The 26665-nt window shown below is 62.9% G+C and carries 28 protein-coding genes and 2 tRNA genes; 19 read left to right on the top strand and 11 right to left on the bottom strand.

The window, feature by feature from the left end; all coding sequences use genetic code 11:
- Nucleotides 1-77 precede the first annotated feature (77 nt).
- On the top strand, nt 78-734 hold the full coding sequence (adk, locus tag ACTIF6_RS18890) for an adenylate kinase (RefSeq protein ID WP_439589474.1): 657 nt from the start codon (nt 78-80) through the stop codon (nt 732-734).
- A gap of 4 nt (nt 735-738) precedes the next feature.
- Here adk and ACTIF6_RS18885 read toward each other — a convergent pair whose 3' ends face one another.
- Genes ACTIF6_RS18885 through ACTIF6_RS18875 form a run of 3 tightly spaced genes read right to left on the bottom strand, consistent with a single transcriptional unit; the run spans nt 739 to nt 2605 of the window.
- A complete protein-coding gene (locus ACTIF6_RS18885; protein ID WP_439589473.1) occupies nt 739-1218 on the bottom strand; it encodes a DUF6152 family protein in 480 nt (159 codons plus the stop codon).
- 23 nt (nt 1219-1241) lie between these two features.
- On the bottom strand, nt 1242-1661 hold the full coding sequence (locus ACTIF6_RS18880) for a hypothetical protein (protein WP_439589472.1): 420 nt from the start codon (nt 1659-1661) through the stop codon (nt 1242-1244).
- A 2-nt stretch (nt 1662-1663) separates the two neighbouring features.
- A complete protein-coding gene (locus tag ACTIF6_RS18875) occupies nt 1664-2605 on the bottom strand; it encodes an asparaginase (protein WP_439589471.1) in 942 nt (313 codons plus the stop codon).
- Between the two features lie 156 nt (nt 2606-2761).
- On the opposite strand from ACTIF6_RS18875, the gene lexA reads away from it, so the two are divergent.
- The 3 genes from lexA to ACTIF6_RS18860 all read left to right on the top strand — a co-directional run bounded on the left by lexA (nt 2762) and on the right by ACTIF6_RS18860 (nt 5017).
- Nucleotides 2762-3439 (top strand): transcriptional repressor LexA, encoded by a 678-nt coding sequence (gene lexA, locus ACTIF6_RS18870; protein ID WP_439589553.1) that lies wholly within the window; start codon nt 2762-2764, stop codon nt 3437-3439.
- 138 nt (nt 3440-3577) lie between these two features.
- Complete coding sequence (locus ACTIF6_RS18865) at nt 3578-3952, top strand: hypothetical protein (protein WP_439589470.1); 375 nt, start codon at nt 3578-3580, stop codon at nt 3950-3952.
- Between the two features lie 57 nt (nt 3953-4009).
- Nucleotides 4010-5017, top strand: a complete 1008-nt coding sequence (locus ACTIF6_RS18860) for a D-2-hydroxyacid dehydrogenase family protein (protein ID WP_439589469.1) — start codon at nt 4010-4012, stop codon at nt 5015-5017.
- 13 nt (nt 5018-5030) lie between these two features.
- Here the strand turns inward: ACTIF6_RS18860 and ACTIF6_RS18855 are convergent, their stop codons facing one another.
- Nucleotides 5031-7046 (bottom strand): type IV pilus assembly protein FimV, encoded by a 2016-nt coding sequence (locus ACTIF6_RS18855; protein WP_439589468.1) that lies wholly within the window; start codon nt 7044-7046, stop codon nt 5031-5033.
- 190 nt (nt 7047-7236) lie between these two features.
- Between ACTIF6_RS18855 and ACTIF6_RS18850 the strand changes: the two genes are divergently transcribed.
- The 5 genes from ACTIF6_RS18850 to ACTIF6_RS18830 all read left to right on the top strand — a co-directional run bounded on the left by ACTIF6_RS18850 (nt 7237) and on the right by ACTIF6_RS18830 (nt 12812).
- On the top strand, nt 7237-8754 hold the full coding sequence (locus ACTIF6_RS18850) for a 3-hydroxyacyl-CoA dehydrogenase (RefSeq protein WP_439589467.1): 1518 nt from the start codon (nt 7237-7239) through the stop codon (nt 8752-8754).
- A gap of 8 nt (nt 8755-8762) precedes the next feature.
- Nucleotides 8763-9542, top strand: coding sequence for an oxepin-CoA hydrolase, alternative type (locus ACTIF6_RS18845; protein WP_439589466.1), 780 nt, complete (start codon nt 8763-8765; stop codon nt 9540-9542).
- A gap of 98 nt (nt 9543-9640) precedes the next feature.
- Nucleotides 9641-10360 (top strand): Crp/Fnr family transcriptional regulator, encoded by a 720-nt coding sequence (locus ACTIF6_RS18840; protein WP_439589465.1) that lies wholly within the window; start codon nt 9641-9643, stop codon nt 10358-10360.
- Between the two features lie 64 nt (nt 10361-10424).
- A complete protein-coding gene (locus ACTIF6_RS18835; RefSeq protein ID WP_439589464.1) occupies nt 10425-11510 on the top strand; it encodes a phosphotransferase family protein in 1086 nt (361 codons plus the stop codon).
- Between the two features lie 42 nt (nt 11511-11552).
- Entirely contained in the window at nt 11553-12812 is a 1260-nt protein-coding gene (locus ACTIF6_RS18830) for an acyl-CoA dehydrogenase family protein (RefSeq protein ID WP_439589463.1), read from the top strand.
- Nucleotides 12813-12828: 16 nt separating this feature from the next.
- On the opposite strand, the gene ACTIF6_RS18825 is transcribed toward ACTIF6_RS18830, so the two are convergent.
- A complete protein-coding gene (locus tag ACTIF6_RS18825) occupies nt 12829-13461 on the bottom strand; it encodes a hypothetical protein (RefSeq protein WP_439589462.1) in 633 nt (210 codons plus the stop codon).
- Nucleotides 13462-13574: 113 nt separating this feature from the next.
- On the opposite strand from ACTIF6_RS18825, the gene ACTIF6_RS18820 reads away from it, so the two are divergent.
- From ACTIF6_RS18820 to ACTIF6_RS18785, 8 genes are all read left to right on the top strand, one after another.
- On the top strand, nt 13575-14279 hold the full coding sequence (locus ACTIF6_RS18820) for a glutathione binding-like protein (protein WP_439589461.1): 705 nt from the start codon (nt 13575-13577) through the stop codon (nt 14277-14279).
- A gap of 46 nt (nt 14280-14325) precedes the next feature.
- Nucleotides 14326-14402, top strand: a tRNA-Pro gene (locus tag ACTIF6_RS18815).
- Between the two features lie 58 nt (nt 14403-14460).
- Nucleotides 14461-14537 (top strand) — tRNA-Arg (locus ACTIF6_RS18810).
- Nucleotides 14538-14907: 370 nt separating this feature from the next.
- Nucleotides 14908-16095, top strand: a complete 1188-nt coding sequence (locus tag ACTIF6_RS18805; RefSeq protein ID WP_439589460.1) for an ABC transporter substrate-binding protein — start codon at nt 14908-14910, stop codon at nt 16093-16095.
- A gap of 100 nt (nt 16096-16195) precedes the next feature.
- The gene (locus ACTIF6_RS18800; protein WP_439589459.1) at nt 16196-17059 is read left to right on the top strand and encodes a branched-chain amino acid ABC transporter permease; all 864 of its coding nucleotides are present in this window, start codon (nt 16196-16198) and stop codon (nt 17057-17059) included.
- Nucleotides 17056-18048: a branched-chain amino acid ABC transporter permease gene (locus ACTIF6_RS18795; RefSeq protein WP_439589458.1), complete on the top strand. Its 993-nt coding sequence runs from the start codon at nt 17056-17058 to the stop codon at nt 18046-18048. Before ACTIF6_RS18800 ends, ACTIF6_RS18795 begins: the two co-directional genes overlap by 4 nt.
- A complete protein-coding gene (locus tag ACTIF6_RS18790; RefSeq protein WP_439589457.1) occupies nt 18045-18806 on the top strand; it encodes an ABC transporter ATP-binding protein in 762 nt (253 codons plus the stop codon). Before ACTIF6_RS18795 ends, ACTIF6_RS18790 begins: the two co-directional genes overlap by 4 nt.
- Nucleotides 18806-19516, top strand: a complete 711-nt coding sequence (locus ACTIF6_RS18785; RefSeq protein ID WP_439589456.1) for an ABC transporter ATP-binding protein — start codon at nt 18806-18808, stop codon at nt 19514-19516. The genes ACTIF6_RS18790 and ACTIF6_RS18785 overlap by 1 nt, the downstream gene beginning before the upstream one ends.
- 5 nt (nt 19517-19521) lie before the next feature.
- Here the strand turns inward: ACTIF6_RS18785 and ACTIF6_RS18780 are convergent, their stop codons facing one another.
- Nucleotides 19522-20304 carry an IclR family transcriptional regulator domain-containing protein gene (locus ACTIF6_RS18780; protein ID WP_439589455.1) on the bottom strand — a complete coding sequence of 261 codons (783 nt, stop codon included), beginning with the start codon at nt 20302-20304 and terminating at the stop codon, nt 19522-19524.
- Between the two features lie 143 nt (nt 20305-20447).
- Between ACTIF6_RS18780 and pobA the strand changes: the two genes are divergently transcribed.
- Nucleotides 20448-21632 carry a 4-hydroxybenzoate 3-monooxygenase gene (gene pobA, locus ACTIF6_RS18775; protein ID WP_439589454.1) on the top strand — a complete coding sequence of 395 codons (1185 nt, stop codon included), beginning with the start codon at nt 20448-20450 and terminating at the stop codon, nt 21630-21632.
- A 61-nt stretch (nt 21633-21693) separates the two neighbouring features.
- A complete protein-coding gene (locus ACTIF6_RS18770; protein WP_439589453.1) occupies nt 21694-22644 on the top strand; it encodes a CoA transferase in 951 nt (316 codons plus the stop codon).
- On the opposite strand, the gene ACTIF6_RS18765 is transcribed toward ACTIF6_RS18770, so the two are convergent.
- The 5 genes from ACTIF6_RS18765 to ACTIF6_RS18745 are packed head-to-tail and all read right to left on the bottom strand — an operon-like array spanning nt 22610 to nt 26538.
- Nucleotides 22610-23773 (bottom strand): hypothetical protein, encoded by a 1164-nt coding sequence (locus ACTIF6_RS18765; protein WP_439589452.1) that lies wholly within the window; start codon nt 23771-23773, stop codon nt 22610-22612. The genes ACTIF6_RS18770 and ACTIF6_RS18765 overlap by 35 nt on opposite strands.
- 12 nt (nt 23774-23785) lie before the next feature.
- Complete coding sequence (locus ACTIF6_RS18760) at nt 23786-24559, bottom strand: glycosyltransferase family 2 protein (protein WP_439589451.1); 774 nt, start codon at nt 24557-24559, stop codon at nt 23786-23788.
- The gene (locus tag ACTIF6_RS18755) at nt 24556-25380 is read right to left on the bottom strand and encodes a sugar phosphate isomerase/epimerase family protein (RefSeq protein WP_439589450.1); all 825 of its coding nucleotides are present in this window, start codon (nt 25378-25380) and stop codon (nt 24556-24558) included. The genes ACTIF6_RS18760 and ACTIF6_RS18755 overlap by 4 nt, the downstream gene beginning before the upstream one ends.
- A complete protein-coding gene (locus ACTIF6_RS18750) occupies nt 25377-26162 on the bottom strand; it encodes an NAD-dependent epimerase/dehydratase family protein (protein WP_439589449.1) in 786 nt (261 codons plus the stop codon). Before ACTIF6_RS18750 ends, ACTIF6_RS18755 begins: the two co-directional genes overlap by 4 nt.
- Nucleotides 26155-26538, bottom strand: coding sequence for a hypothetical protein (locus tag ACTIF6_RS18745; protein ID WP_439589448.1), 384 nt, complete (start codon nt 26536-26538; stop codon nt 26155-26157). The genes ACTIF6_RS18750 and ACTIF6_RS18745 overlap by 8 nt, the downstream gene beginning before the upstream one ends.
- Between the last annotated feature and the right edge of the window lie 127 nt (nt 26539-26665).

Here is a 26665-nt window from a genome sequence, read left to right as displayed (position 1 = left end):
GTTGCCCCGGATTCCAGGTCCGGGCGCGCTGCTGGAGACAGCGGCCAAGCCATTGAAAACTTTGAACAAGGAAAGCGATGAGACTGATTCTGTTGGGTGCTCCGGGGGCCGGCAAAGGAACGCAAGCCACGTTCATCTGCCAGAAGTACGGCATTCCCCAGATCTCCACCGGTGACATGTTGCGCGCCGCCGTGAAGGCCGGAACGCCGCTGGGCCTGCAGGCCAAAGCCGTCATGGAATCGGGCGGCTTGGTGAGCGACGACCTCATCATCAACCTCGTGAAGGAACGCATTGCCCAGCCCGACTGCGCCAATGGCTTCCTGTTCGACGGCTTTCCGCGCACCATCCCGCAGGCCGATGCGATGAAGTCCGCCGGCGTGAAGCTGGACTACGTGCTGGAGATCGACGTGCCTTTCGAAGCCATCGTCGAGCGTATGAGCGGTCGCCGTTCGCACCCCGCCTCGGGCCGCACCTACCACGTCAAGTTCAATCCACCCAAGGTGGAAGGCAAGGACGACCTCACCGGCGAACCACTGATCCAACGCGACGACGACCGGGAAGAAACCGTGAAAAAACGCCTGGAGGTCTACAGCGCCCAGACCCGTCCGCTGGTGGATTACTACAGCGGTTGGGCCCGCGTCGACCCGGCCGGCGCGCCGAAGTACCGCGCCATCAGCGGCATGGGCTCGGTGGACGATATCACCACGCGCGCCTTCGAGGCGCTGTCGAAGTAAGACCTCAAGCCGGGCTGGATCGCAGCCCGTAGGTTTTCCCATCAACGAAGATGTATTCGGCGCGGATGATCGCCTCGCCCTTTTCTTCTTTGAACGTGAACCCCACCACGGCCATCGCGGTGCCGTTCTTGATCTCAGGCACCTGCCACTGGCCCATGCGGAACAGCGGTGCCAGTTCGATTTCCCAGCGCTTGTCGCGCCGACTCGGCAACACGGTCTTGGCCAGCAAGGCCGGCCCATCGATACCGGCCGTCTGTGCTGGCAAAGGGCGTCGCGCCAGGTCGGCCGGCAGCGTCAGGTTCTCCGCCACTTCCAGCACCAGTTCCGCGTGCGGATTGCGCCATTTCACCTCTGCGGCCTTGCCTTCGAGGTAGACCGGGCGGTCCTGGTCGAAGCTGCTCCATCCGTGGTGAGCCAGGGCACCGGAGCTCCAGCCCGTCAGACCGAGCAGTGCACCCGCCTGTACCAGTTCACGTCTTTGCATGCGGTTCTCCTTCAGGTTTCGATTCACACATAGCCGATCCATCGACCGCACGTGAGCACCAGCAGCCACAAGACGGTCGACAGCGTCATCAAGGCGCGGGCCGTGCCGTCCTGCCGTTGCAACGACCGACGCGCATGGAACCAGCCAGCGTTGCAGCCCGCCAGCATGATCAGCACCATCTTGGCTGTGAACACACGGTTTGCCAACAGTTCCCCGGGTTGCGTGCCAAACATCAGCAAGCCCGAGACCGCAGCGAGTGCAAAGCCACTGATCGCCAATCCCAGGCTCAGGCGTGCCAGGGGCTCCACCGGCAGAGCCGCGCCCCAGCCGAAGACGCGAAGCTCCAGAAGCACCAGGTTGCCCAGCAGCAGCGCGACGCCCAACAGATGCGCCACCTCGAGCATGGGATAGGCCCAAGGATGGGCGCCGAGCGCGGCCAGCACGATCAGACCTCCAGCAGGTCCAGCGCCAACGCCAACCGCGCCTTGACCGGGGAAAGGCCGCCAGCGTCCTCGAAAGCCAGTCCTGGATGAGGTACCACGCGACCATTCACACAGCGGCTGGTCAGCCTCACCCGAACCCCTTGCGCCTGCGCGTCGTTCAAGGCCTTCGTCAACGCACTGTGCACCGTGCCGTTGCCTGTGCCTGCCACCACGATGCCGCGCAAAGGTCTTTCGTGCCGCAGTGCGAGCAAGCCCCGCACCAGACTGCCGTCGGCGTCGGCATGGCTGGTGATCAGCTCAACGCGCGGCAGCTCCTTGATGGCCAGAAAGCGCGCCCGCGCTTTTGTATCAAACGGCCGGTCTTCACCCGCCGAATCCCAGTTGCGAAACGCCCGCACCCGCCCTTCCTCGACACATGCCAGCGGGCCTGCATCGCCCGAATCGAAAGCGTCCAGCCGGTACGTGTGGACCTTGGCCACGTCGCGGGCGCCGTGCACTTGCCCCGCACACACCACAACGACACCCACCGCACCTTCATAACGAGCCACCACCACGGCATCGCTCAGGTTCTGAGGGCCATCTGGCATCAGGGCCGTGGACGGCCGCATGGCGCACGTGAGCACCACGGGTTTTGCCGGTCGCAGCAAGCTTTGCAGCAGGAAGGCGGTCTCTTCGATGGTGTCGGTGCCGTGGGTGACGATCACCGCTTTCACCTCCTGGCGTTCCAGATGCGCAGCGATGCGCCGCACCAGGGCTTGCCAGACGCCCAGCCCCATGTCCTTGCTGTCGATCTGGGCGATCTGTTCCACGTCGAGAGGCGCCTCATCAAGTGCAGGCACCGCAGCAACGAATTCGGCCACGTCAACCTGGCCCGCCACGTAACCCACGTTGTCCGCTGCCTCGGCAGCCCGCCCCGCGATGGTCCCACCCGTGCCCAACAACACCAATCGATCAGCCCGATTTGCCTGCGCCACTTGCCAAGTCTCCCAAACTGGTTAAAAATACAGCCACTGGATAAGAAAACAGGTATAGGTATACAGTCCCAGCCCGCTTGTCCTCCGGCCCCTCTCCACGTTCCAGACGAGGTTTTCATGTCCGACATGCCCCATGCCACCCCGAAGCTCACTGCCCGGCAGCAGCAGATTCTGGAATTGATCCAGACCGCCATTGCCCGCACAGGTGCGCCACCCACGCGGGCCGAAATCGCCAGCGAACTGGGGTTCAAGTCGGCCAACGCTGCCGAGGAGCACCTTCAGGCACTGGCTCGCAAAGGCGTCATCGAGCTGGTCAGTGGAACGTCCCGTGGAATCCGGTTGCGCAGCGAAGACCTGCGCTCCATCAATGATTCAAGGGCTCGCCAGCTTACACTGCCGCTCCCTGGTTTCTCCCAGCTCATGTTGCCCCTGATCGGCCGCGTGGCAGCGGGTTCCCCCATCCTGGCGCAGGAGCATGTGGACCAGACCTACCACGTCGAGCGCAGCCTGTTTCAGCGTGCGCCAGACTACTTGCTCAAGGTGCGCGGCATGTCCATGCGGGACGCCGGCATCATGGACGGCGACCTGCTTGCCGTGCAGGCGACCAAGGAAGCCAAGAATGGCCAGATCGTGGTGGCTCGCCTGGGCGACGACGTCACCGTCAAGCGGTTCATGAGGCGCCAGCACCTGATCGAACTGCATGCCGAAAACCCCGACTACAAGACCATCGTGGTCGAACCAGGCGAGCCCTTCGAGATCGAGGGGCTGGCGGTGGGGTTGATCCGCAACAGTTTCCAGCTCTGACCGGTTCCGGTCAGCGTTGCCTCAGCAGGTGGCGGGCGTTTGGTCCAGCGGGCTTCTGCAGCCTGCACAAGGACACATCCCTGCGTTGGCAACTCTCCATCAATCCTGCCTGTGTTCAACCCCACCAAGGAGTTTCGCATGGGAATCCTCTTCAACACCAACACCTGGCGCGCGCCGCTTCAGCTCATCGATTGCTGGCTGCCTGCGCCTTCCACACACCGCACGCCAGCGGCCAATGAACCGCTGGCCAGCCGTGCGGTGCAGCGATTCTCTCGTGCCGGCTGGCTGAGCCGCTCGGCGAATGTGTCCGCACAACAAGAAGCGCACATTCCGCCGCTGAAGCGGTCAGAAAACCCCGGCTCGTGCCGTGTCCGGGTGTTGCGCCAGACGGATCCGCTGCCCTCACCGTCGATTGGCGTGCGGTTGGTGATCTCGGGCCGCATCAACGATGTGTGCGCCGAACTGGATCGGCTTGCAGATCAGGAAACCCAGGTTTCTGCGCGCGCCGCCTGAGCGCACTGCGCCCGTGCGGCGGGGCGATCAAGATGGTGGTGAAGGCACAATAGGGCCATGAATATTGTGATCCTTGATGACTATCAAGACGCGGTGCGCAAACTGCGATGCGCCGAGAAACTGGAACCCTATCCCGCGAAGGTGTTCACCAACACGGTCAAAGGTGTGGGTCAACTCTCCATCCGACTGCGCGATGCGGATGTGCTGGTTCTCATCCGCGAGCGCACGCAGGTCACGCGGCAACTCATCGAGAAACTCCCCCGACTCAAACTGATCGCCCAGACCGGTCGTGTGGGCAGTCATCTCGATGTAGGCGCCTGTACCGAGCGAGGCATTGCCGTGGCCGAAGGTGTGGGCTCTCCAGTGTCCACTGCCGAACTCACCTGGGGTCTCGTGCTGGCCGCCATGCGCCGCATTCCGCAGTATGTGTCACACCTCAAGCACGGTGCCTGGCAGCAGGCCGGGCTCAAGGCGGCGGCAATGCCTGCCAATTTCGGTTTGGGCATGGTGCTGCGTGGCAAAACCCTTGGCGTCTGGAGTTATGGCCGCATCGGCCAACTGGTGGCCGGCTACGGCCGGGCCTTCGGCATGCGTGTTGTGGTCTGGGGCAGCGAGGAAGCACGGGCACGCGCCAGGGAAGACGGCCACGAGACGGTTGACAGCAAGGCGACGCTGTTCGCAGATTCCGACGTGCTCTCACTGCACTTGCGCCTGAGTGAAAAGAGTGCGGGTTGTGTAAAGGCGGAAGACCTGGCGCGCATGAAGACCAGTGCGCTGCTGGTGAACACCTCGCGCGCGGAATTGATCGAACCCGAAGCCCTGATTGCCGCCCTCAACCGCGGCCATCCCGGCATGGCTGCCGTCGACGTTTTTGAATCGGAGCCCATCCTGCAAGGGCACGCTTTACTCCGCCTGGAGAACTGTATCTGCACTCCCCACATCGGTTACGTGGAGCAGGACAGCTACGAGATGTATTTCGCAGCGGCGTTCGACAACGTCGTCAACTTCATCAAGGGCACGCCCACCAACATCGTCAATCCCGGAGCCCTGCAGGTCAGGCGCTGAGCGGCGGTGCCGTTCAGGGCTTCTTGTCGGGATCACCGTCGCGACGGTCGGTGTCCTGGTGCTCGGGCGGCATGAAGTCCTGCACTTCGAAATCAATCAGATTGCCACCCGAATCGCCAGGTGGCTCCTCTTCAGGAGGCTTGACGGTTGGCTCGATGGTCACGTCCACTTCCGGCAGCGAGGCTTCGAATGCCGAAAACTCCGAGAGGTCGTCCAGATTCACGTCCAGCCCCAGGCGCGAGGATGCAGGTGTCATCGTGTCCAGCCCCATGGGTTGGGTGTTGCGCTCGCGAACGTCGTGGGCAGATCCTGTCTGGGCAATCGGCGAGCCCTCAAGCAGGCGACCAGCCGCCTTGAGGGGCTGCACGGCGGTGTGGCGGAATTCGCTGTTGCCTGCGGTCTGGGTTCCATCGCGCTTGATGAGATCTTTCGCTATCGCATGCAACAGCAGGAGTTCGCGGTAAGCCTCAAGGTCGAAGACTTCGACTTCGTCGTCGGAAGCATCGCGAAAGATCGATTGCTCGATCAGATCGAGCACACGGGGCTCCGGCCACAGCGACTGGATGCGGCTGAACGCGGTCTCATAGGCTTCCAGCCCTCGCCCGGCGTCAGTGTAGTGATCGAAAGGTGGTGCGCCGGCGTTGAAGACCTGGTTGAATTCGTCGCGCAACTGGTCGTAATCGTGGCGCCGGCCAAGCCGGTGGTACAGCTTGAACAGATCGAGGTAGGCCAAGGCGCTGGGCTCATGGCTTTCGGCAAGGTGATTGCGCAGCACCTCAATGGCCTGTCCATCCTCGCCCAGCGAGACGAAGAAGTCGGCCTGCTGCTGGATATCGAACAACTCTTCGGTAGCGATGGAACGCGAGCCGCCGATGGCGCTGGACGAAAATTCGCGTTTGTCGCGGGTGGGCAGAGCTGGAGCCTGCTCCGCTGCGAGGGGAGGCCTGCCGCTGCGCACCGTGCCCGCCCTGGGGGGGGTCAGCACATCAAATGAAGAATCGTCGTCCAGATTGAAGTCGATCTCTTTGCCTTCATCGACGATCGGGGCAGGCGTCGGCGGACTGCGCACCACAGGTTCGCCAAGCTTGTCGGCCGCCGTCTTGTCATCGGGATGAGATGACCACCACGCACGCGAAGCCTCGGAACCTGCCGCCGGAGCCTTGCGCCGCCAGATCCACAACAACGCCAGCAGCGCGAGCAGCAGCAAGCCACCCAGCACATGAACGAGCGGGTTGCTGTACCGCTGGTCCCGCGCCTGTTCCAGCTGGGACTTCAGCTCGGCAAGGCTGGCCTGGTCCCTGGTTTGCGCGTTGCGCAGCTCGGTAGCCTCGGCCTCCAGGAGGCCCAGCTTGCGGGCATCGCGCAAGATGTCCTCGGGCGAGGCGTTGATGGCCTTCCAGCGCTCGGTCGCGGCGGCCCGCGCTTCTTCGGAGCTTCCAGGTTCGCTGAGCATCAACGGTGAGAGCCTGAGCGTCGGATCGCGCTCGATGCCGGGGTCCAGATCCACCGGGTCGAGTTGAAGGCGCGGCGCTGCCACGGGAGTGGGCGCTCGGCGCACCACGCTGGGAGGCCTCGAGGCAGGAGCCGACCGGTCATTGGCCTGGCTCGCAGCCCCGGGGGCGGGTCGCGTGGAAGCGCCAGGGGTTCTGGCACCGCGATCAGAGCGTGGCGCCGCCGCGGCACGGGGTGGTGGCGTCACCGATTCGGCAGCGGGAGGCCGCACGGGTGCAGCCAAGGGAGCAGAGGGTGCAGCAGAACTGGTCGTTGCGGGTTCCGATGACAAATCGGCCAGCAGCACATAGCGTCGGGTGAAAGGGTTGCTGCAACCTGCCTTCACATAAAGCGTGACGATGGGCTCGTTCACCGGCAAGGTCGACTGGATGCGGACCGAGGCCTGGGCATCGGCCCCGGCGGCCTTCTGGGGCGTGCTGCGAACGGTGCCCGGCGAGACCTGGGCGTCGCCATAGAACACGTCGGTGGTCACGCACTGGTTGGTGGCGTCCTCATCAGGACCGACCAGAAGCTGCACCCGGACATCAAGCGGTTGACCAATGAGGGCTGCGCCACTGTGCCTTCCCAAGGTCACTGCCGAACTGCCCATGGCAGTTGATAGCAAAATACAGGCTGTCCATGTCTGGCGCACGTTGGATGTCCTTCGTTCTTTCGTTCGGTCATTTTGTCATAGCCGCCGGGCCTCTTATTCCAAATACGACACACTTATGCAACCCATTTTTCCGTCGGCAGGCATTGTTGGAACCGGTGCCATGGGCCGCGGTATTGCCCAGATGGCGGCACAGGCCGGCAGCCAGGTCTGGCTTTTCGACGTGCAGGCCGGTGCCGCCCAGGCCGCTCGGGACGCCCTGCAGACCACCTGGCAGACACTCGTGGGCAAGAACCGCATGGACGCCGCCACCATGCAGGCCTGCCTGGAACGCCTTCATCTGGCCCAGGCGCTGACCGACCTCGCTCCGTGCGATCTGGTGGTCGAGGCAGTGGTCGAGCGGCTGGATGTGAAGCAACGGCTGTTTGCCGACCTCGAAGGCATCGTGCAGCCCGACGCGGTTCTCGCAACCAACACCTCGTCGCTTTCGGTCACCGCGATCGCCGCGGCACTCAAGCGCCCAACGCAACTCGCGGGCTATCACTTCTTCAACCCCGTACCGCTGATGAAAGTGGTCGAGGTCATTGCTGGCCTGAAGACCAGTGCCGAGGTGTGCCAGCGCCTCACCGACTACACACGCCAATTCGGTCACACCCCGGTGGTGGCCCAGGACACGCCCGGGTTCATCGTCAATCACGCCGGGCGCGGCTATGGCACCGAAGCGCTGCGGGTGGTTGGGGAGCAGGTGGCCGATTTCGCCACCATCGACCGCATCCTCAAGGACCAGATGGGATTTCGCCTTGGTCCGTTCGAACTGATGGACCTGACCGCGCTGGACGTCTCGCACCCGGTGATGGAATCCATCTACCACCAGTACTTCGAAGAACCACGCTACCGGCCCAGCGTCATCACCGCCCAGCGCCTCGCTGGCGGTGTGGTGGGCAAGAAAGTCGGCGAAGGTTTCTACGTCTACGACAAGGGCGTGGCCCGCTTGTCCGCCGAGCCACCCACCCCCAGCATCGCTGAACTTCCACCTGTGTGGGTCTCGCCCAAGGCAGCCAGGCGCCAGGAGCTTTACCAGTTGCTCAAGAACCTGGGTGCAAGCATCGAGACCGGGGCCACCCCCTCGGCCAGCGCGCTGATCCTGGTGGCGCCTCTGGGTCTGGACGTGACCACACTGGCCGCGGTGGAGCGGCTGGACGCCACACGCACCCTGGGCATCGACATGATGCTGGAAGACGCCGCCACGCGCCGTCGCGTGCTGGCCACCAACCCCGCCACGCGAGCCGACATGCGCGACGCCGCGCACGCGCTGTTCGCGCGCGATGGCAAGCCGGTGAGCGTAATCCGCGACAGCGGCGGTTTCGTCACGCAGCGCGTGGTCGCCACCATCGTCAACATTGCCGCCGACATGTGCCAGCAAGGTATCTGCTCACCCGCCGATCTGGACATCGCGGTCACACTCGGCCTGGGCTACCCGGCAGGGCCTCTGGCCATGGGCGATCGCATCGGGCCGACCAACGTGCTGGAGATCCTGTTCAACCTGCAGACCGTGTACGGCGATCCACGCTACCGCCCTTCTCCCTGGCTGCGTCGGCGTGGCGCATTGGGCTTGAGTCTTACCCACGAGGAATGAGAGAGTTCATGACCGCCAGCCTCAAGAGCCACAGCCATGGCCAGACCATGGTGCTGACCATCAGCAACCCCGACAACCGGAATGCGCTGAGTCCGGACATGTACGCCGCCGGCGTGGAGGCCCTCAACGTGGCCGAGAGCAGCGACGAAGTGCGCAGCGTGGTGATCACCGGAGAAGGCAGCCATTTCTGCGCGGGCGGCAACCTGCAACGGCTGCTGGACAATCGCCAGCAACCGCCCGAGGTTCAGGCACAAAGCATCGAAGGCCTTCACAACTGGGTCGAGACCATCCGCACCTTTCCCAAGCCGGTGCTTGCGGCGGTGGAAGGCTCCTGTGCCGGCGCTGGTTTCTCCCTGGTGTTGGCCTGCGACATGGTGGTGGCTGCGCAGAACAGTGTTTTTGTGATGGCCTACAGCACCGTCGGCCTCTCGCCAGATGGTGGCGCGACCTGGAGCCTCATGCGCGCCCTGCCACGCGCCACCGCGCTGCAGTTGCTGATGTGCGGGGACCGCATCGGCGCCGAGCGACTGCATCAGTTGGGCGTGATCAACCAGGTCAGCGCACCCGGCGAGGCCCTGACCCATGCTCTGGCCTTGAGCGAGCGGCTCAATGCACGAGCGCCCAACGCACTGGCGAGCATCAAGGAGCTGGCCAACGACGCATCCACACAGGCGCTGCATGCCCAGCTCGCGGCCGAACGCGACCACTTCGTGCGCTGCCTGCACCACGCCAATGCGGGTGAAGGCATCAGTGCCTTCATGGAAAAGCGCCCCGCCAGCTACCGCTGAGCGACGCCCCAGCGCAGAGCCTGCGCGCATACCCTGATCCTCCCGCCACGTCCCTGTGGTGACAATGATCGCTTTTCCAGTCACTCAAAAGACAGCCCATGGACGAACCGATTCTGACAATGGAAGAACGCGAGGCGATCAACAACGGTCGCTGGTTCAGCAGCCTATCTCCTTCCCTGCGTCACGACATACTCCGATGCGCCTACGTCAAGCGATTCAAGGACGGCGACCTGATCGTCGCCCGCGGCGATCCACCTTCCGAATGGTCGGCTGTGGCCAAGGGCGCGGTGCGCGTGAGTTCGACCTCGCTCTCGGGCAAGCAGATCACGTTGACCTATGTGGAGCCGGGTGTGTGGTTCGGCGATGTGGCGATGTTCGACGGCGACCAGCGCACGCACGATGCCTACGCCCACGGACCCACGACCATGCTTTGCGTGGCCCGGACCGATTTCCAGAAGATTCTGAGCACACACGTGGAGCTCTACGAAGCGCTCATGCGCCTGCAGGCGCGGCGCATCCGCACGCTGTTCGGCCTGGTGGAGGACCTCAACACCCTACCCTTGCGCGCACGCCTGGCCAAACAGTTGCTTCACCTCGTGCGCAGTTACGGCGTGCCCTGCCTGTCGGATGGCAGCGAGATGCGCATCGGCCTGCAACTGGCCCAGGAAGAACTGGCGCAGTTGCTGGGGGCTTCGCGCCAGCGTGTGAATCAGGAGCTCAAGTCGATGGAGCGCGAGAACGCGATCCGCATCGAACAAGGTGGGCTGGTGGTTCGCAACCGCGACATGCTCATGCGCATTGCCGAGTCGGAGTCCTGAGCAAGGTCGGTCAACGGCCGACGCGGTCATCCCCTTACCTCACCTCGCCTCGGGGACCCGCTTCATGAGCGATCACCAGAACTTCACCGGTACCCGGCCCGTGGCGGACCAGCACGCGTTCGACGAAGCGGCCCTCTCGGCCTGGCTGGAGACACAGGTCCCTGGCTTCGCCGGTCCGCTCACCGTCGAGATGTTCAAGGGCGGGCAATCCAACCCCACCTACAAACTGATCACACCGCAACGCGCCTACGTGATGCGCGCCAAGCCTGGGCCCGTGGCGAAACTGCTGCCATCGGCCCATGCCATTGAACGTGAATTTCGCGTGATGAGCGCACTGCACGGCACGGGCGTTCCGGTGGCCCGGATGCACGCACTGTGCGAAGACGAATCGGTCATCGGACGCGCCTTCTACGTCATGGAATGTGTGGATGGGCGCGTGCTGTGGGATCAGTCCCTGCCTGACATGACACCCACGCAGCGCGGCGCGATCTACGACGAAATGAACCGCGTGATGGCCGCGTTGCACACCGTGCGACCGCTGGAGATCGGCCTGGACGGCTACGGCAAGCCGGGCAACTACTTCGAACGCCAGATCGGCCGCTGGAGCAAGCAGTACCAGGCGTCAGTCACGCAACCCATCGACGCCATGGACCGGCTCATGGAGTGGTTGCCGAAGAACGTGCCGGCCATGGCACGCGACGAGTCGCTGCTGTCTGTCGTGCACGGCGATTACAGACTCGACAACCTCATGTTCCACGCCACCGAGCCGCGCGTGCTCGCGGTGCTCGACTGGGAACTCTCCACCCTGGGTCACCCACTGGCCGACTTCAGCTACCACTGCATGTCCTGGCACATTCCACCCGGCGCGTTTCGCGGCATCGCCGGCCTGGACCTGCCAGCGCTGGGTATTCCATCGGAAGCCGACTACATCGCGCTGTATTGCGAGCGCACCGGCTTCGTGCAGCCCGATCAGCTCAAGGCGGACTGGAATTTCTACCTGGCCTACAACATGTTCCGCCTGGCGGCCATCCTGCAAGGCATCGCCAAGCGGGTGGAGGCCGGCACCGCATCCAGCGCCCAGGCCGTGAAGTCGGCCTCAGGTGCACGGCCCATGGCCGAACTGGCCTGGCAGTTTGCCAGCGCCGGCTGATCCCCTTCCCAGGCATCCAAGCCTCACCCTACAGGAGACACGATGAATTTCGACTACACCGACAAGGTCAAGGACATGCGCGAGCGCCTGCTCGCGTTCATGGACCAGCACGTGTACCCCAACGAGGCACGCTTCTTCGAGGAAATCTCGGCCAATCGGGCCAAGGGCAACCCCTGGGTACCGACCGCCATCATTGAGGAGCTCAAGCCCAAGGCGCTGGCCGCAGGCCTGTGGAATCTGTTCCTGCCACGCAGCCCGCGTGCGCCGCAGGGCCTGTCCAACCTTGAGTACGCACCGATGTGCGAGATCATGGGCCGCGTGCCGTTCGCGGCAGAGGTGTTCAACTGCTCCGCGCCCGACACCGGCAACATGGAAACGCTGGAGCGCTACGCCAGCGAAACATTGAAAGATGAATGGCTCGAACCCCTGCTGCGCGGCGAAATCCGTTCGGCGTTCCTGATGACCGAGCCCGAAGTGGCCTCATCGGACGCGACCAACATCCAGTGCCGCATCGAGCGCGATGGCGACGAGTACGTGATCAACGGCCGCAAGTGGTGGTCCTCCGGCGCGGGTGATCCGCGTTGCGCGGTCTACATCGTGATGGGCAAGACCAATCCCGATGCGCCCCGCCACTCACAACAATCGATGATCGTGGTGCCGGCGAATACCAAAGGCATCTCCGTGTTGCGACCGCTCTCGGTGTTCGGCTACGACGATGCGCCGCACGGCCACATGGAAGTGCTGCTGGAGAACGTTCGCGTGCCGGTCAGCAACATCCTGCTCGGCGAAGGCCGCGGCTTCGAGATTGCCCAGGGTCGGCTCGGCCCCGGCCGCATCCATCACTGCATGCGGTCCATTGGCGCAGCAGAGCGCGCCATGGAACTGATGTGCCAGCGGCTCAACAGCCGTGTGGCCTTCGGCAAGCCGGTGTCAGCGCAATCGGTATGGCACGAGCGCATTGCCGATGCACGTTGCCGCATCGAGATGGCACGCCTGCTCACCCTCAAGGCGGCTTACATGATGGACACCGTGGGCAACAAGGTGGCCAAGGCCGAGATCGCGATGATCAAGGTGGTGGCTCCCAACATGGCATGCGACGTCATCGACATGGCCATTCAGGCCCATGGCGGCGGTGGCGTGAGCGGCGATTTTCCGCTCGCCTACGCCTATGCCAGCCAGCGCACGCTGCGCCTGGCCGACGGGCCAGATGAAGTGCACCGCCAGTCCATCGCCAAACTGGAACTCGCACGCCACATGACGGTCAAGACCGACGTGGAGATGCCGGTCACGCGCGGCTTCTGAAGACGCTCACCACGCCTCAGGACGTGGGCAGCGCGCTGGCCTGCTCGCTCAGGTGGCGAAGGAGCTCCATGGCATGCAACGCCGCGGGCTCGTCTCGCGTCTGGTCGATCTGCAGGCGCAGATAGACCTTGCCACGCAGCAGCATGAACAGCAACGGCGTGGCAGCGGAAACGGTGTCGCCCGGCCAGTCCATAAGCCGCTGCACGGCGCTCGCGTCGATCCATGACCTGGCAGCATCGGTCGAGTCGGTGAGCACGGCATAGCGTTCCCAGAACGCCTCGTCGGGCCCGGCCCAACCCGCATCGCGGTACATCGCCAGCCACCGGATTTCCTCCGGCAGCATCGCGGCACTGGTCTGCAGGCTGTCGGTGTAGCTGGCATACAGCGCCGTCGCCTGCTGCTCGAATGCACGCTTGAGTGAGCGGTTCATCAGCACCACACTGCCCGGCGTGGCCAGGCCCAGATCGACTCGGCCCATGAGTTCCATGCCCTGCAAATAGGGCCGCGAAGGTGCTCCGCATTCGATGCGAACACTTCGGCTCTGCCACTGACCCACCATGGCGTACGCGCCGCCGAACATGGGTTTGAATGCCAGCCCGTGCGACAAGGCCCAGTGCGCCAGCGGACCCGAAGGGTCTGAGGATGTCAACAGAGCACCCAACGCTTTTCCCAGTCGCTCGAACATGGACTTGTGTTTTCCCGTAGAGTGAATTGCCACCGAGCATAACCAACCGCCCTCTACTGACAGAAAGGCCTCTCTTCATGATTGACGTCTACTCCTGGCCCACGCCCAATGGACACAAAGTTCACATCATGCTGGAGGAATGTGGCCTGCGGCTGGGACGCGACTGGCAAGTGCACGCCATCAACATCGGCCAGGGCGATCAGTTCGCACCCGAGTTTCTGAAGATCAGCCCGAACAACAAGATCCCGGCCCTGGTAGATCCAGAGGGGCCGGATGGTGAGTCCATCAGTTTGTTCGAATCCGGCGCGATCCTGTTGTACCTGGCCGCCAAGACCGGCAAATTCCTGCCCAGGTCGGACCGCGCGAAATGGAAGGTGCTGGAGTGGTTGATGTTCCAGATGGGTGGCGTGGGCCCCATGCTGGGCCAGGCGCACCACTTCCGCCTGTACGCACCCGAGAAGATCGAGTACGCCATCAACCGCTACTCCAATGAAGCCAGGCGCCTCTATGGCGTGATGGACCGCCAACTGGCCCAACACAAGTTCATCGCAGGCAACCAGTACAGCGTGGCCGACATCGCCATCTTTCCCTGGTTGCGCAGTTGGCAGAACCAGGGCATCGACTGGGCCGACCATCCGCGACTGAAGGTCTGGTTCGACACCATCGCCGCGCGACCGGCTGTGCAACGCGCCGTGACCGTGCTGGCCGACGCCCGCAAGCCGCTGACGGACGACAAGTCGCGCGACGTGCTGTTTGGCAAGACGCAATACGAAAAACGATGAGGTGGACGATGGGGTGCCTGGCAACAGGTACAATCCACCGCTTAGTCGGAGCGTAGCGCAGCCTGGTAGCGCATCTGCTTTGGGAGCAGAGGGTCGCGAGTTCGAATCCCGCCGCTCCGACCATTGATCGAAACAAAAAGGCCCACAGTGTGGGCCTTTTTTGTATCACCAGTCACTCTGTCTGCCCGTAGCTCAACCGGATAGAGCAGCTGCCTTCTAAGCAGCAGGTCGGGGGTTCGAGTCCCTCCGGGCAGGCCAAGCCTTCGCCGCTGGCTCCATCGAGGCGCATGCTCTTCACCTTCACCACCTTCTTCCTAGCGAATTCTCACGCTTGAGAAGCTCGCCAGGTTTCGCCGCAAGCTGCGATCCGATGGCGCAGCCAACATGGCGTCAATTCTTGCTCGTCCGGCTCTTGGATTGAGGGTTTTCCCGCAGTTGATCAAAGCAAATATGCAATATATTGCAGGCCATTGAGATGCACTATTTCTCATGCGGCGTCTGAGGAAACGATCAAATTTCACTCCTGAATTGTTCATATCTAAAGTACGGGTAAGTCAGGATCGCCAAGCACCACCCTGCCGTCTAAAGTGAATCGCATCCCGGCAAACCATCCAAAGGAGAACACACCATGACCACCCGCCGACTCGTCCTGACCCGCAGCGCTGCCGTGATCGGCGCCGCATCCACAGGCCTGTTGCTGCCCCAGATCGTGCGCGCGCAGTCGGACAAGGTCCGCGTGGGCTTCATGCTTCCCTACACCGGCACTTTTGCCCAGCTCGGCGTGGCGATCGAGAACGGCTTCCGTATGGCCGTGAATGAACAAGGTGGCAAGCTCGGCGGCCGCGAAATCGAATACTTCAAGGTCGATGACGAATCCAACCCGGCCAAGGGCATCGAGAATGCCACCCGTCTGGTGCAACGCGACAAGGTCGATGTCCTCATTGGCACCGTGCACTCCGGCGTGCAGATGGGCATTCACAAAGTCGCTCGCGACACGGGCGTGCTGAACCTGATCCCGAACGCTGGCGTGCACGTGGCCACGCGTGCCCAGTGCGCACCCAATGTGTTCCGCACCTCGTTCACCAACTCTCAGCCCACGCTCGCGCTGGGCAAGGCCATGGTGGACCGCGGCCACAAGAAAGCCGTCTGGATCACCTGGAATTACGCCGCTGGCGACGAGGCCTTCGAAGGCTTTGAACAGAGCTACACCGCTGCGGGTGGCACCATCGTCAAGAAGCTCGGCCTGCCCTTCCCCAACGTGGAGTTTCAGGCGCTGCTCACCGAGATCGCCTCGCTCAAGCCCGATGCCGTGGCCTGTTTCTTCGCCGGCGGTGGTGCGGCCAAGTTCATGAGCGACTACGCCGCCGCAGGCCTGAACAAGACCATTCAGCTCTATGGCTCGGGATTCCTGACCGAGGGCGTGCTCGAGGCCGCAGGCCCGGCCGCCGACGGCGTTCTAACCACCATGCACTACGGCGATTCGCTGAACACGCCGCGCGACAAGCAATTCCGTCTGGAATACGCCAAAGCCTTCCGCCTGCAACCGGACGTTTACGCGGTCCAGGGCTATGACACCGGCCTGCTGCTCATCAAGGGAGCGAATGCCGTCAAGGGCGACCTCAACAACAAGAAGGCGCTTTATGCTTCCATGGAAGGTGCTGTGATCGACAGCCCGCGTGGCAAGTGGACCATGAGCAAGGCTCACAACCCTGTGCAAGACATTTATCTGCGCAAGGTCGAGAAAAAGGAAAACAAGGTGATTGGCGTCGCCCAGAAGGCCGTGGCCGACTCCGCCGCCGGCTGCCGCATGGGCTGAGCACGCTGCTCTTCACCCGATTGCACTCCAAACCGGCGCCCCAGCGGCGCTGGTCTGCTTTTTGCTCGCCTCTTTTCCCCACTCGCCTGCATCCCGCACCATGGATTTCGCCAACTTCCTGATCCAGTTGCTCAACAGTCTGCAGTATGGCCTGCTGTTGTTCATGCTGGCCGCCGGGCTCACGCTGATCTTCGGCATCATGGGCGTGGTCAACCTCGCACATGGCAGCTTCTACATGCTGGGCGCCTACCTCGCCTGGTTCCTGGCCGGCCAGCTGGAGAGTCTGGTGCTGGCCATCGTGCTGGGCGCCATTCTGGCCGTGGTGTTTGGCTGGCTGCTGGAGTGGCTGCTGTTTCGCCACTTCTACCACCGCGACCACCTGGACCAGGTGCTGCTGACCTTCGGTCTCATCTACATCTTCGAGGAGGTGCGCTCCATCCTCTGGGGGGACGACGTGCACTCGGTCCAGGTACCTGAGTTGCTCAACTGGTCCATTCCGCTGACCGACAACCTCTCCTATCCGGTTTACCGCCTGGTGATGTCGGGCGTGTGCATCGCGCTCGCTCTGGGCCTGTACCTGCTGATCTCCAGAACGCGCCTGGGCATGAAGATCCGCGCCGGAGCCTTCAACCGCGAAATGACCGAGTCGCTGGGCATCAACATCCGCCTGATTCATGGCGTGGTGTTTGCGCTGGGCGTGGGCCTCGCCGCCATCGCCGGCATGATCGCCTCGCCCATCTCCAGCGTCTACCCTGGCATGGGCAGCTCGGTGCTGATCATGTGTTTCGTGGTGGTCGTCATCGGTGGCATCGGGTCGGTGCGTGGCGCCTTGGTCGCCGCCTTGCTCGTGGGCCTGGTGGACACCTTTGGCAAGGTGCTGGCTCCCCAGATCGCCGGCATGGCCGTCTACATGCTCATGGCCGCCGTGCTGCTCTACAAGCCTGAAGGGCTCTTCAAACAATGAGCTCTCCGAAAGCACAACTCGAAAAGCTGCCTCGCAGCATTCAGCTCATCCTGCTGCTGGGCGCCATCGCACTCGCAGCCTTTCCGCTGATCCCCATCGCGGGCTCCGACTTCTACCTGCAAATGCTCTCGCAGATGATGATTCTGGCCATCTTCGCGATGAGCCTGGACCTGCTGCAGGGTGTCACGGGTCTGGTCTCACTCGGCCATGCGGCCTACTTCGGCCTGGCTGGCTATGCGCTGGCATTCCTCACGCCAGCCGACCTGCCTATCAGCCTGTGGTGGGCGCTGCCCGTCTCCGCGCTGGCTGCGGGCCTCGCAGCGCTGGTCATCGGTTTCTTCGTGGTGCGCACGCACGGCATCTACTTCATCATGGTCACCATGGCGTTCGCGCAGATGGTGTTCTTCCTGTTCTTCGACAACAAGGCGCTGGGCGGCTCCGATGGTCTGTACGTGAACTTCCGGCCCGACGCCTCCCTGTTCGGCTGGACCGGCATCGACCTGGACAACAAGACCACCTTCTACTACTTCACGTTGCTGGTGCTCGTGCTGGTGTATGCCTTCCTGCGCCGTCTGCTGTTCTCGCCCTTCGGTCGTGTGCTCGCGGGCATCCGCGTCAACGAGCACCGCATGCGCGCCGTGGGCTACGGCACCTTCGGCTACAAGCTGGCGGCCTTCACCCTGGCCGGCGCACTCGCTGGCGTGGCAGGCTTCCTGTGGGCAGCGCAGACCGGCTACGTGAACCCGGAACTGATGGGTTTTCACATGAGCGCGCACGCCATCATGATGGTCATTCTCGGGGGCATGGGGAATTTCGCCGGTGCCATCGTGGGTGCGTTTGCCTTCGAGTACGTGATGCACTTCTTCAAGGACCTCACCAAGCACTGGCAACTGCTCATGGGCAGTTTCATCGTGCTGGTGGTGGTGTTCGCGCCGCGCGGGCTGCTCGGCCTCGTGGGACAACTCTCGAAGAAGCGGAGCGGGTCATGAGCGAACTCCTGCTGTCGGCACAGAACCTCACCAAACGCTTCGGCGGCCTGGCTGCCGTGAACGACGTGTCGGTGGATCTTTTCCGCGATCGCATTCACGCGGTGATCGGCCCCAACGGTGCGGGCAAGTCCACCCTGACCAACCTGCTCTCGGGCGATCTGCCCCCCACGTCCGGACGCATCACCCTCAATGGCACCCAGACTTCCGGGCTCAGCCCCGAACGCATCTCGCGCCTGGGCCTGGGCCGCAGCTACCAGAAGACCAACATCTTCCTGCCCTTCACCGTCTGGGACAACGTGCGCCTGGCCGCGCAGTCGCGCGAACGCCATGGCCCCTGGAATCCATTGCGCTGGCTGTCTGCCGCCAACGGCATGTCTGCAGTCAACCAGCGCTGCGAACGTGCACTGGAACTCGCCGGCCTCACCGCCCGTGCCCACACCGTGGCAGGCACCATCAGCCACGGGGAACAACGGCAGCTGGAAATCGCCATGACGCTGGCCACCGAGCCCACCGTGCTGCTGCTCGACGAACCCCTGGCCGGCATGGGCCAGGCCGAGGCCGAGAGCATGGTGGCACTGCTCCAGAAGATCAAGAAGGACCACGCCATGATGCTCGTGGAACACGACATGGACGCGGTGTTCACGCTGGCCGACCAGTTGACCGTGATGGTCAATGGTCAGGTGATCGCCAGCGGCACGCCGGCCGATGTGCGCGGTGATGCAGGCGTGCAAGCCGCCTACCTGGGCGAGGAGCACTGATGAACGAGTTGATCCGGGCCACTGCCCTGCACACCCACTACGGCGCCAGCCACATCCTGCGCGGCGTGGATTTCACCGTGGGCAAAGGCCAGACCATCGGCCTCATGGGCCGCAATGGCATGGGCAAGACCACGCTGCTCAAGTCACTCATGGGCATCGTCAAGCCGAGCGGTGGCCAGGTGCACGTGAAGGGGCGCGACATGACCGGCGCCCCCACTTTCGAGATCGCGCGCCAGGGTCTGGCCTATGTGCCCGAGGGCCGCGGCATCTTCGGCAACCTGAGCGTGCGCGAGAACCTGGTGATGTCGGCCCGTGCCGGAACCCAGGGTCAGCGCGACTGGACCTACGACCGTGTGCTGGAGACCTTCCCGCGCCTGGCCGAACGTTTGAATCACGGCGGCCAGCAACTCAGCGGCGGCGAACAGCAGATGCTCACCATTGGCCGTGCGCTCATGACCAATCCCGATCTGCTGATCCTCGACGAAGCCACCGAAGGCCTGGCGCCGCTGATCGCGCGCGAGATCTGGCGTATCTGCGGCCTGATTCGCGAGAGCGGCATCAGCAGCATCATCGTCGACAAGAACTGGAAACACGTCACCCAGATCACCGACCGCAACGTGATTCTGGTCAAGGGAGAAGTGGTGTTCGAAGGAAGTTCAGCGCAACTGCATGCACAGCCGGAATTGCTGGAGCAGCACCTCGGGGTGTGATTCCTTTACAGCAACGGCCGCAATTCCCGCGCCGCGTCCAGCAGCAAGGGCAACAGGTCTTTCTGCAGGCGGGCCAGTTCAAGTCTTTCTGGCGACGTCACCACATTGAGTGCCGCCACCGTGCGGCCCTGCATGTTTCGCAGCGGAACGGCCAAGGCATGCACACCCAATTCATGCTCGTCCTGGGCCTCACACAAGTCGTCCTCGCGCACACGCGCAATGAGTGCGCGGAAGATCTTGTGATCCACGGTAGTCCGGGGCGTCAGGCGTGGCAGCTCACGGCCCTTGAGCCAGGCATTGAAAGCCGCGCGTGGCATGGCCGAGAGCAGCACGCGGCCGGTGGATGTGGCGTGCGCAGGCAGGCGTGCACCCAGGTGCAGGCCATAGGCCATGAGCCGCTGACCAACAAGAGAGACGTTGCGCGCGACGATCACCACCTCGTCGCCATCGAGCACCGCCGCTGAAAACGATTCCCCTGTCATGAACGCGAGGCGGTTGAGCGTGGGTTGCAGCAGGCGTGGCAGGCGTGCAGAGGCAAGGTAGCTGCCCGAGAAGCGCAGCACCTTCGGCGAAAGCCAGTAGTGGCTTCCGTCGGACTCCAGGTAGCCCAGATGCGCGAGCGTGAGCAGGTGTCGGCGAGCGGCGGCACGCGTGATGCCGGCGCGCTCGGCGGCCTGAGTGGCGTTGAGGCGCTGGCGCTCGGTGTCGAAGCTCTCGAGCACGGCCATGCCCTTGGCCATGCCCTCGATGAAATCGGCCTTGGCAATGACCGGGTGAACGCTGTTCATCCGCGGCATTATGCCCCGCCCTCTCAAATTGCGCGATCATCGCGCAATCGGTCCGATGATCGCGCAATCACCTCCTCAATGCATGGCGCCAGCCGGTGGGATTTCCTATGCTCCAAGGCAGATCACCCTACTGGAGACATCCCATGCGCACCCAGGTCGCCATCATCGGCGCCGGCCCTTCCGGCTTGCTGCTTGGTCAGTTGCTGCACAAGGCCGGTATCGACAACATCATCCTCGAACGCCAGAGCGGGGAGTATGTGTTGGGCCGGATTCGTGCCGGCGTGCTCGAACAGGTGACCACAGATCTGATGCAGGAAGTGGACGTGGGCGAGCGCATGCTGAAGGAAGGCCTGCCCCACGTGGGCTTCGACATGCTCTTCGATGGCCAACGCCACCGCATCGACCTCGAAGCCCTCACCGGTGGCAAGCGCGTGACCGTCTATGGTCAGACCGAGGTTACGCGAGATCTGATGGAAGCACGTGAGAAGGTGGGACGCACCACCGTCTACGAAGCGGTCAACGTGCAGGTGCATGACTTCGACACCACGAAGCCGCGCGTCACCTACGAAAAGGACGGCCAGACACACACCATTGAATGCGACTTCATTGCCGGCTGCGACGGCTTTCACGGCGTGTGCCGCGCCAGTGCGCCACGTGGTGCGATCCGCGAGTTCGAGAAGGTCTACCCCTTCGGATGGCTGGGCATGCTGGCCGACACGCCGCCCGTGCACCATGAATTGATCTATGTGCGCAGCGACCGAGGCTTTGCTCTGTGTTCGCAACGCAGCCACACGCGCAGCCGCTATTACCTGCAGGTGCCGCTGACCGACAAGGTGGAGGCGTGGTCGGACGACGCCTTCTGGAGCGAGTTGCGCCTGCGCCTGGACGCTGAAGCCGCTGAGCATCTGGTCACCGGTCCAAGTCTGGAAAAGAGCATCGCACCGCTGCGCAGCTTCGTCACCGAGCCACTGCGCTTTGGCCGCATGTTCCTCGCGGGTGACGCCGGCCACATCGTGCCGCCCACCGGTGCCAAGGGCCTGAACCTGGCGGCGACCGACGTGAAGTACCTCAGCACCGCCATCGCCGAGTTCTACCAGGAGCGCAGCGAGGCTGGCATCGACGGCTATTCCGAACGCTGCCTCAAGCGCATCTGGCGCGCCGAGCGGTTCTCCTGGTGGTTCACCGGCATCATGCACAACTTCCCCGAAGATGGCCCCATCGTGGCCAAGCTGCAGCAAGCCGAACTGGACTATCTCATCCATTCTGAACATGGCCGCCGCACCATCGCTGAAAATTACGTGGGGCTACCGCTGAACTTCGGCGAGTAACGAGCGGCCCCGCGGGGGTTGTAGGTAAAGTGCGGGACATGCCCACCGCAAAAAACCTCCCATGACCCAGACTTCCCGCTCCAGATCCACTGCCCGGCCCCTGCGCGGTGTGCGCGTGCTCAGCCTGGCGCTCAACCTGCCCGGTCCGGCGGCGCTCATGCGTCTGCGCGAGATGGGCGCGACTTGTCTCAAGGCCGAACCGCCCGCACCCAAAGGAGCTCCTGCGGGTGCCTCTGGCGACCCCATGGGGCAATACAACAAAACCGCCTACTCCACCTTGCACGAAGGCATCAAGGTCGTGAGCTGGGATTTGAAGGCCGAGCGTGGCCAGGCGGCGCTGCACAAGGAGCTGGCGCGCACCGATGTGCTGCTGACCTCGTTCCGCCCTTCCGCACTGGCCAAGCTGGGCCTTGGCTGGAAGGCGTTGCACGCGCGGCATCCCGCGCTTTCAGTGGTGGCCATCGTGGGCGCGCCCGCCGAGCGCGCCGAGGAACCAGGGCACGACCTCACTTACCTGGCCGACGCGGACTTGATCACCGGACTGGATCTACCCCCGACCCTGTTCGCCGACATGGGCGGAGCGCTCATGGCAAGCGAAGCGGTGCTGAGCGCCGTGCTGGTGCAGAAAACCAGACGGAAAGGATCTTTCCAGGAAGTCGCCCTGTCCGAGGCGGCCAATTGGCTGGCCCTGCCCCGCGCGTGGGGCCTCACACAACCCCAAGGCGCTGTGGGCGGCGCACACGCTGGATATCGTGTTTATCCCTGCCGCGACGGTCGCGTGGCGGTCGCGGCGCTGGAGCCGCACTTTGCCGCAGCCTTGTGCAAGGCAGCAGCGTTCACGATGTCAGGACCGTTGGCCATGTTCCAGCCGGAAGCTCACGCAGCCATCGCGACTTTCCTTCTGGGGCGCACACGTGCTCAGCTCGATCGGCTGGCGCTGGAGCATGACATCCCGCTGCACACGCTCGTCGACGCCATCAAATCAAGGACGCCATCCCCCGGGCGAGCTTGACGACGAAGCCATCGATCAGTTCACCGGGTGAATGGGATACGCCGACGATCAGCAACTGCAACACGAGGACGCAGGCGATATCCAGTTTCCGGGGCACCTCGTAGAGCCAGTCAGGACGTTCCCTGGACAAGAACACCAGCAAGACGAGCACCATCGCGCTGATGTGAAAATTCAGCCAGCGGCCGTAGTCACCCGCTACCAGATACAGAGGCAGGAAGGCCAGACCGGAAGCCAGGGCGGCCCCAAACCAGGCGTCCGGACGTCGCGCTCCCTGGAACAGCAGGCGAAATGACAGCAGGCAAGCCGCGTAGAGCAACAGGAAGCTTCTGAAATGCGTTGACAACAAACGCCCCGGATGCATCCGGCCTTCCTCCGGCGTCGTTTCCATGTAGGCAATGGCGCCATCGCAGACCGACGCATCCATGCCTCTCTGGATGAGATGCGTGCAGATCAGCTTCGTGTCCGATACGTTGGGATGAACGACGGCGTAGATGCCCGCTCCCAAGGCCAGCAAGCCAGGCACCGAAAGGATGGAGAGGCGTACGTAAAGACTGGTGTGAGGCGGCAACACCAGCCACATGGCCAGCCAGAGGAATGGCAGGAAGAACACATTGCCTTCGTGCGCGATGACGGCGATCCCATAAGCCACCACGGAAAGCACGAGCGCCAAAGTGCGTCCACGCCCCGTCATCGAGACCACAATGAGCGGAAGGAACGCCAGGTACGCCAGCATTTCCTTGCGCACCGACCCCTGTGGGTCGTTGAACCAGAACAACACCACAAATGCCGGGGAAAGCAGGACAAGCAGCAATTTGACGGGGGCACCGAGCTTGAATGCAGCGGCGCCGACCACCGAAAAGATCAGGGCAATGACCATCCCCTGAAAAACAAGCAGGAGCGCGAGCGGATTGCCCCCCAATGCATCAGAGAGCGTCAGCAGCGCGCTGCCGAATGGCCCGCGCCGGATCGGCTCGCCCAGGCTATGGATCAACCAGTCGCCCTGCTTCCAGGAATTCCCGCCGAGTGTCCAGTCGATGTAGAGCGTGTAGAAGAGGTACATCAACACGCCTGTCAGCATCGCGCCGAGCCACAGTGCGTTTCCAGTCGGTGTCTTGCGGTATGGCGTCATGGCACCCATCCGTCACGCGCGGTCGACGCGTGCAGCTTTTTCGATGTGTGGCATGTACCGGGTGCGCCCCGTCACCACCCAGTGGATCGTCATCAGGTACAACAAAGACTGCTTGACGACTGCAAAGCTCGATGCCCCTGCTTCCCGCTGTCGCCAGTCATTGGGGGTGACCGCAAATCGAGCTCCCGTGCGCACGGCCTTCATGGACATTTCCACCGTCAGGTTGAACTGCCCTGAGCGCAAAGGTTGAATCTTGTCCAGTACCTCTCGCCGGTAGGCTTTGAATCCATTCGTGAAGTCGTCGTATTCAGATCGCGCCAGTTTCGCGAGCACGAAGTTGCCGACCCTGTTGACGATCCGCTTCAGCCGGGGATAGTTTTCAACCACCGCGCCTCCTCCGAAGCGCGAGCCAAACGCACAGTCGTAGCCTTGGGCAATCAAGTCCAGATACCGGAGCAGATCTTCGGGACTGTCCGATCCATCGGCCATCACGATCGCCACGGTATCGCCGATCGCACTGTCGATGCCCTTGCGAACCGCGTAACCGTAACCATGCCTCGGCGCGTTGTAGAACCCCTTGACCTCGGCATAGCTGATCTGCAGCTGCGAGATCACCTCGGCGGTGTTGTCTTTGCTGCCGTCATTGACGATCACGATTTCGAACCGCGTCCCCGCCTTTCGAAGGGCGCTGACCAGATCCTCGATGGTCCGGGTCAGGGTTTCACCTTCGTTGTAGGCCGGGATGACGATGGAGGCCAGGCCCAGGTTTTTCTCTTGCGTGGTCATATCGGTGCCTGAACGTGCAGATAGGTCTTTGACACCAGGCCCAGCGCCGCATCCAGCGCCGTCAAAGGCGCTTCGCCGCAACGCATTTCGATGGAAATCCATCCTGAATAGCCCACGCTATCCAGCGCTTGCGCCGCGCTGCGATGATCGACCTCAGGCTTCGAGAAGTCGGACAATTGCGGCTCGCTGACATGGAAATGAGAAATTGCATCACCACATTCGCGAATCGCCTGCGCAGGGTCATCGCCATTCATGTGAATGCAACCGGTGTCGAGATGGAGGCCAAATCCTGGCGCATCAACGGCTTGCACCAAGGTCAGCGCCTCTCTCCAGTCTGTGACGAAGTTGGCGCCGTACTGAGGCGGGTTGGGCTCAACGCACAGAACCACCTCGTTCTGGTGAGCCAGTCGAGCGACGCGCCTGAAAAACGCCACCGCCTGGAACAGCGCCTCTGCGTCGGTGAGCCCTGAACGATCGCGATTTCGGGGCGAACCGAAAACGAGCGCTCGTACGCCCAATGCCTGTGCGATGGGGAAAAGACGTTCCAGATGAGCCAGCAGGGCCGACTTCGTGTCTTCGTCCCCGAAGACATTGAGGTGCGGCATGCCGTAGAGCAGCGACTGCATGGAGGGAATCTGAAGACCAGAGTTGCCCACTTTCTCGCGCATCGCCGCAGCGCTGGCCACGGACATGCCCTCCCAGGCCGGCCAGAGACGGGTCGGCGCTACTTCGATGCCCTGGGCCCCATGCCTGAGCAGCACCGCCAGGGCCTGATCGTGCAGCTCATCGGTCCAGGCGATGTTCGAGACGGCAAGTTTCACGGGGTGTGGCTCCGTTGGGACTCGACAAAGTGCTCAAGCTGTCGCATCACGGTCGCCTTGTCCGAAACGTACTTGTCGTCGCCACCGAACAAAGCGCCATGAATGGTCCGATGGTCGTAGTGCGCCTCCGGCGCGGCCGTCGCACCGACTGCAGTTCCTGGAAAAAACGTGTCGATCAGCTCGCTCGTCGTGATCGGTGCAGGAAATAGGTGGACCAGTTCCAGCCTCTGCGCCCACGCGATCTGGATATGACGCCAGAGATTGCTAAGGTCGTAGTACTGATAGCTGCTGCGAGGGTTGATGTTCTCGAGCGCGTTGTGTTGAAGCAGGTCGAAGATGACATTCTTTTTCAACCCGAGCCCGAAGAGCCCTGGCAAACGAACCACCAGCACCTGCTCGAACTGTGATCGAACCGCCTGTTCGAGCTTCAATCGATGCAGCCCATAGGCTGTCATCTCTTCCGAGGCAGGCGAGTCGCGTTCGGTCAATCCGGCGGCCGACCCCAGCACATCAATGGTGGAAATGAGCGTCACCCGTCTTGCTTTGCAGCGTGCGAGCGAACCGAGCAACCGTTCGATGCCACTCCAGTCCTCCTGCGGATTCCGGTTCGCCCACCACTTCTTGGCCTGTGCAGCGCTGACGACGATGTGCGAATGAACCTTGCCATCGATCTCATCGATGTTGCGGGAGTTGTACAAGGCATCGAAATCCGCTTGGTGCAGAAGGTTGCCACCGACAAACCCCGTATGGCCGACCAGGGCGCTAGAGCCGGCGTCAGTCACGGTGTTTCTCCAGAACCAGTGTGACCTCTTCAACCGCCTGGCGCGGACCAGAAGTGCCCGCAGTGTCGACCACGTTCCAACCCTTCTGCCCAGGCAAGTTCATGGTGCCCTCGTGCTCGTCCATCACGAAATACTTGGGCCGATCCTGCAATCGACTCATGATCCGACCGATGTATTCGGCCAGGGCGGCAAGAATCGCAGTGATGAAACAGAACTGAGCGGCCATCTGGAAAGAGATGGTGGTCCAACCTGGCATGACGTCTTCCTTGAACAGGTAGACCAGCAAGATGTAGAAGATGTACACAATGTTCGCGAGCGCAGCCAGAATGCCCAGCCACGTCACCACCCTCAGCGGATGCGCGGAGTTCTCGAACACCACACCGATCGCGACGCCAATGCTGCTGATCAGATTTCGGCCTTTCCGCTCGTTGTTGATTCATTTCCAAAGCTGGGCCATTTCGGGACGCTTTCACGTTGAAATCTGAGCCACGTTGCCGCTCTAT

It is taken from the genome of Hydrogenophaga sp. (assembly GCF_051860785.1).
In the GTDB taxonomy this organism is placed as follows: Bacteria; Pseudomonadota; Gammaproteobacteria; order Burkholderiales; family Burkholderiaceae_C; genus Hydrogenophaga.
This window is presented reverse-complemented; position numbering and strand designations above follow the sequence as displayed.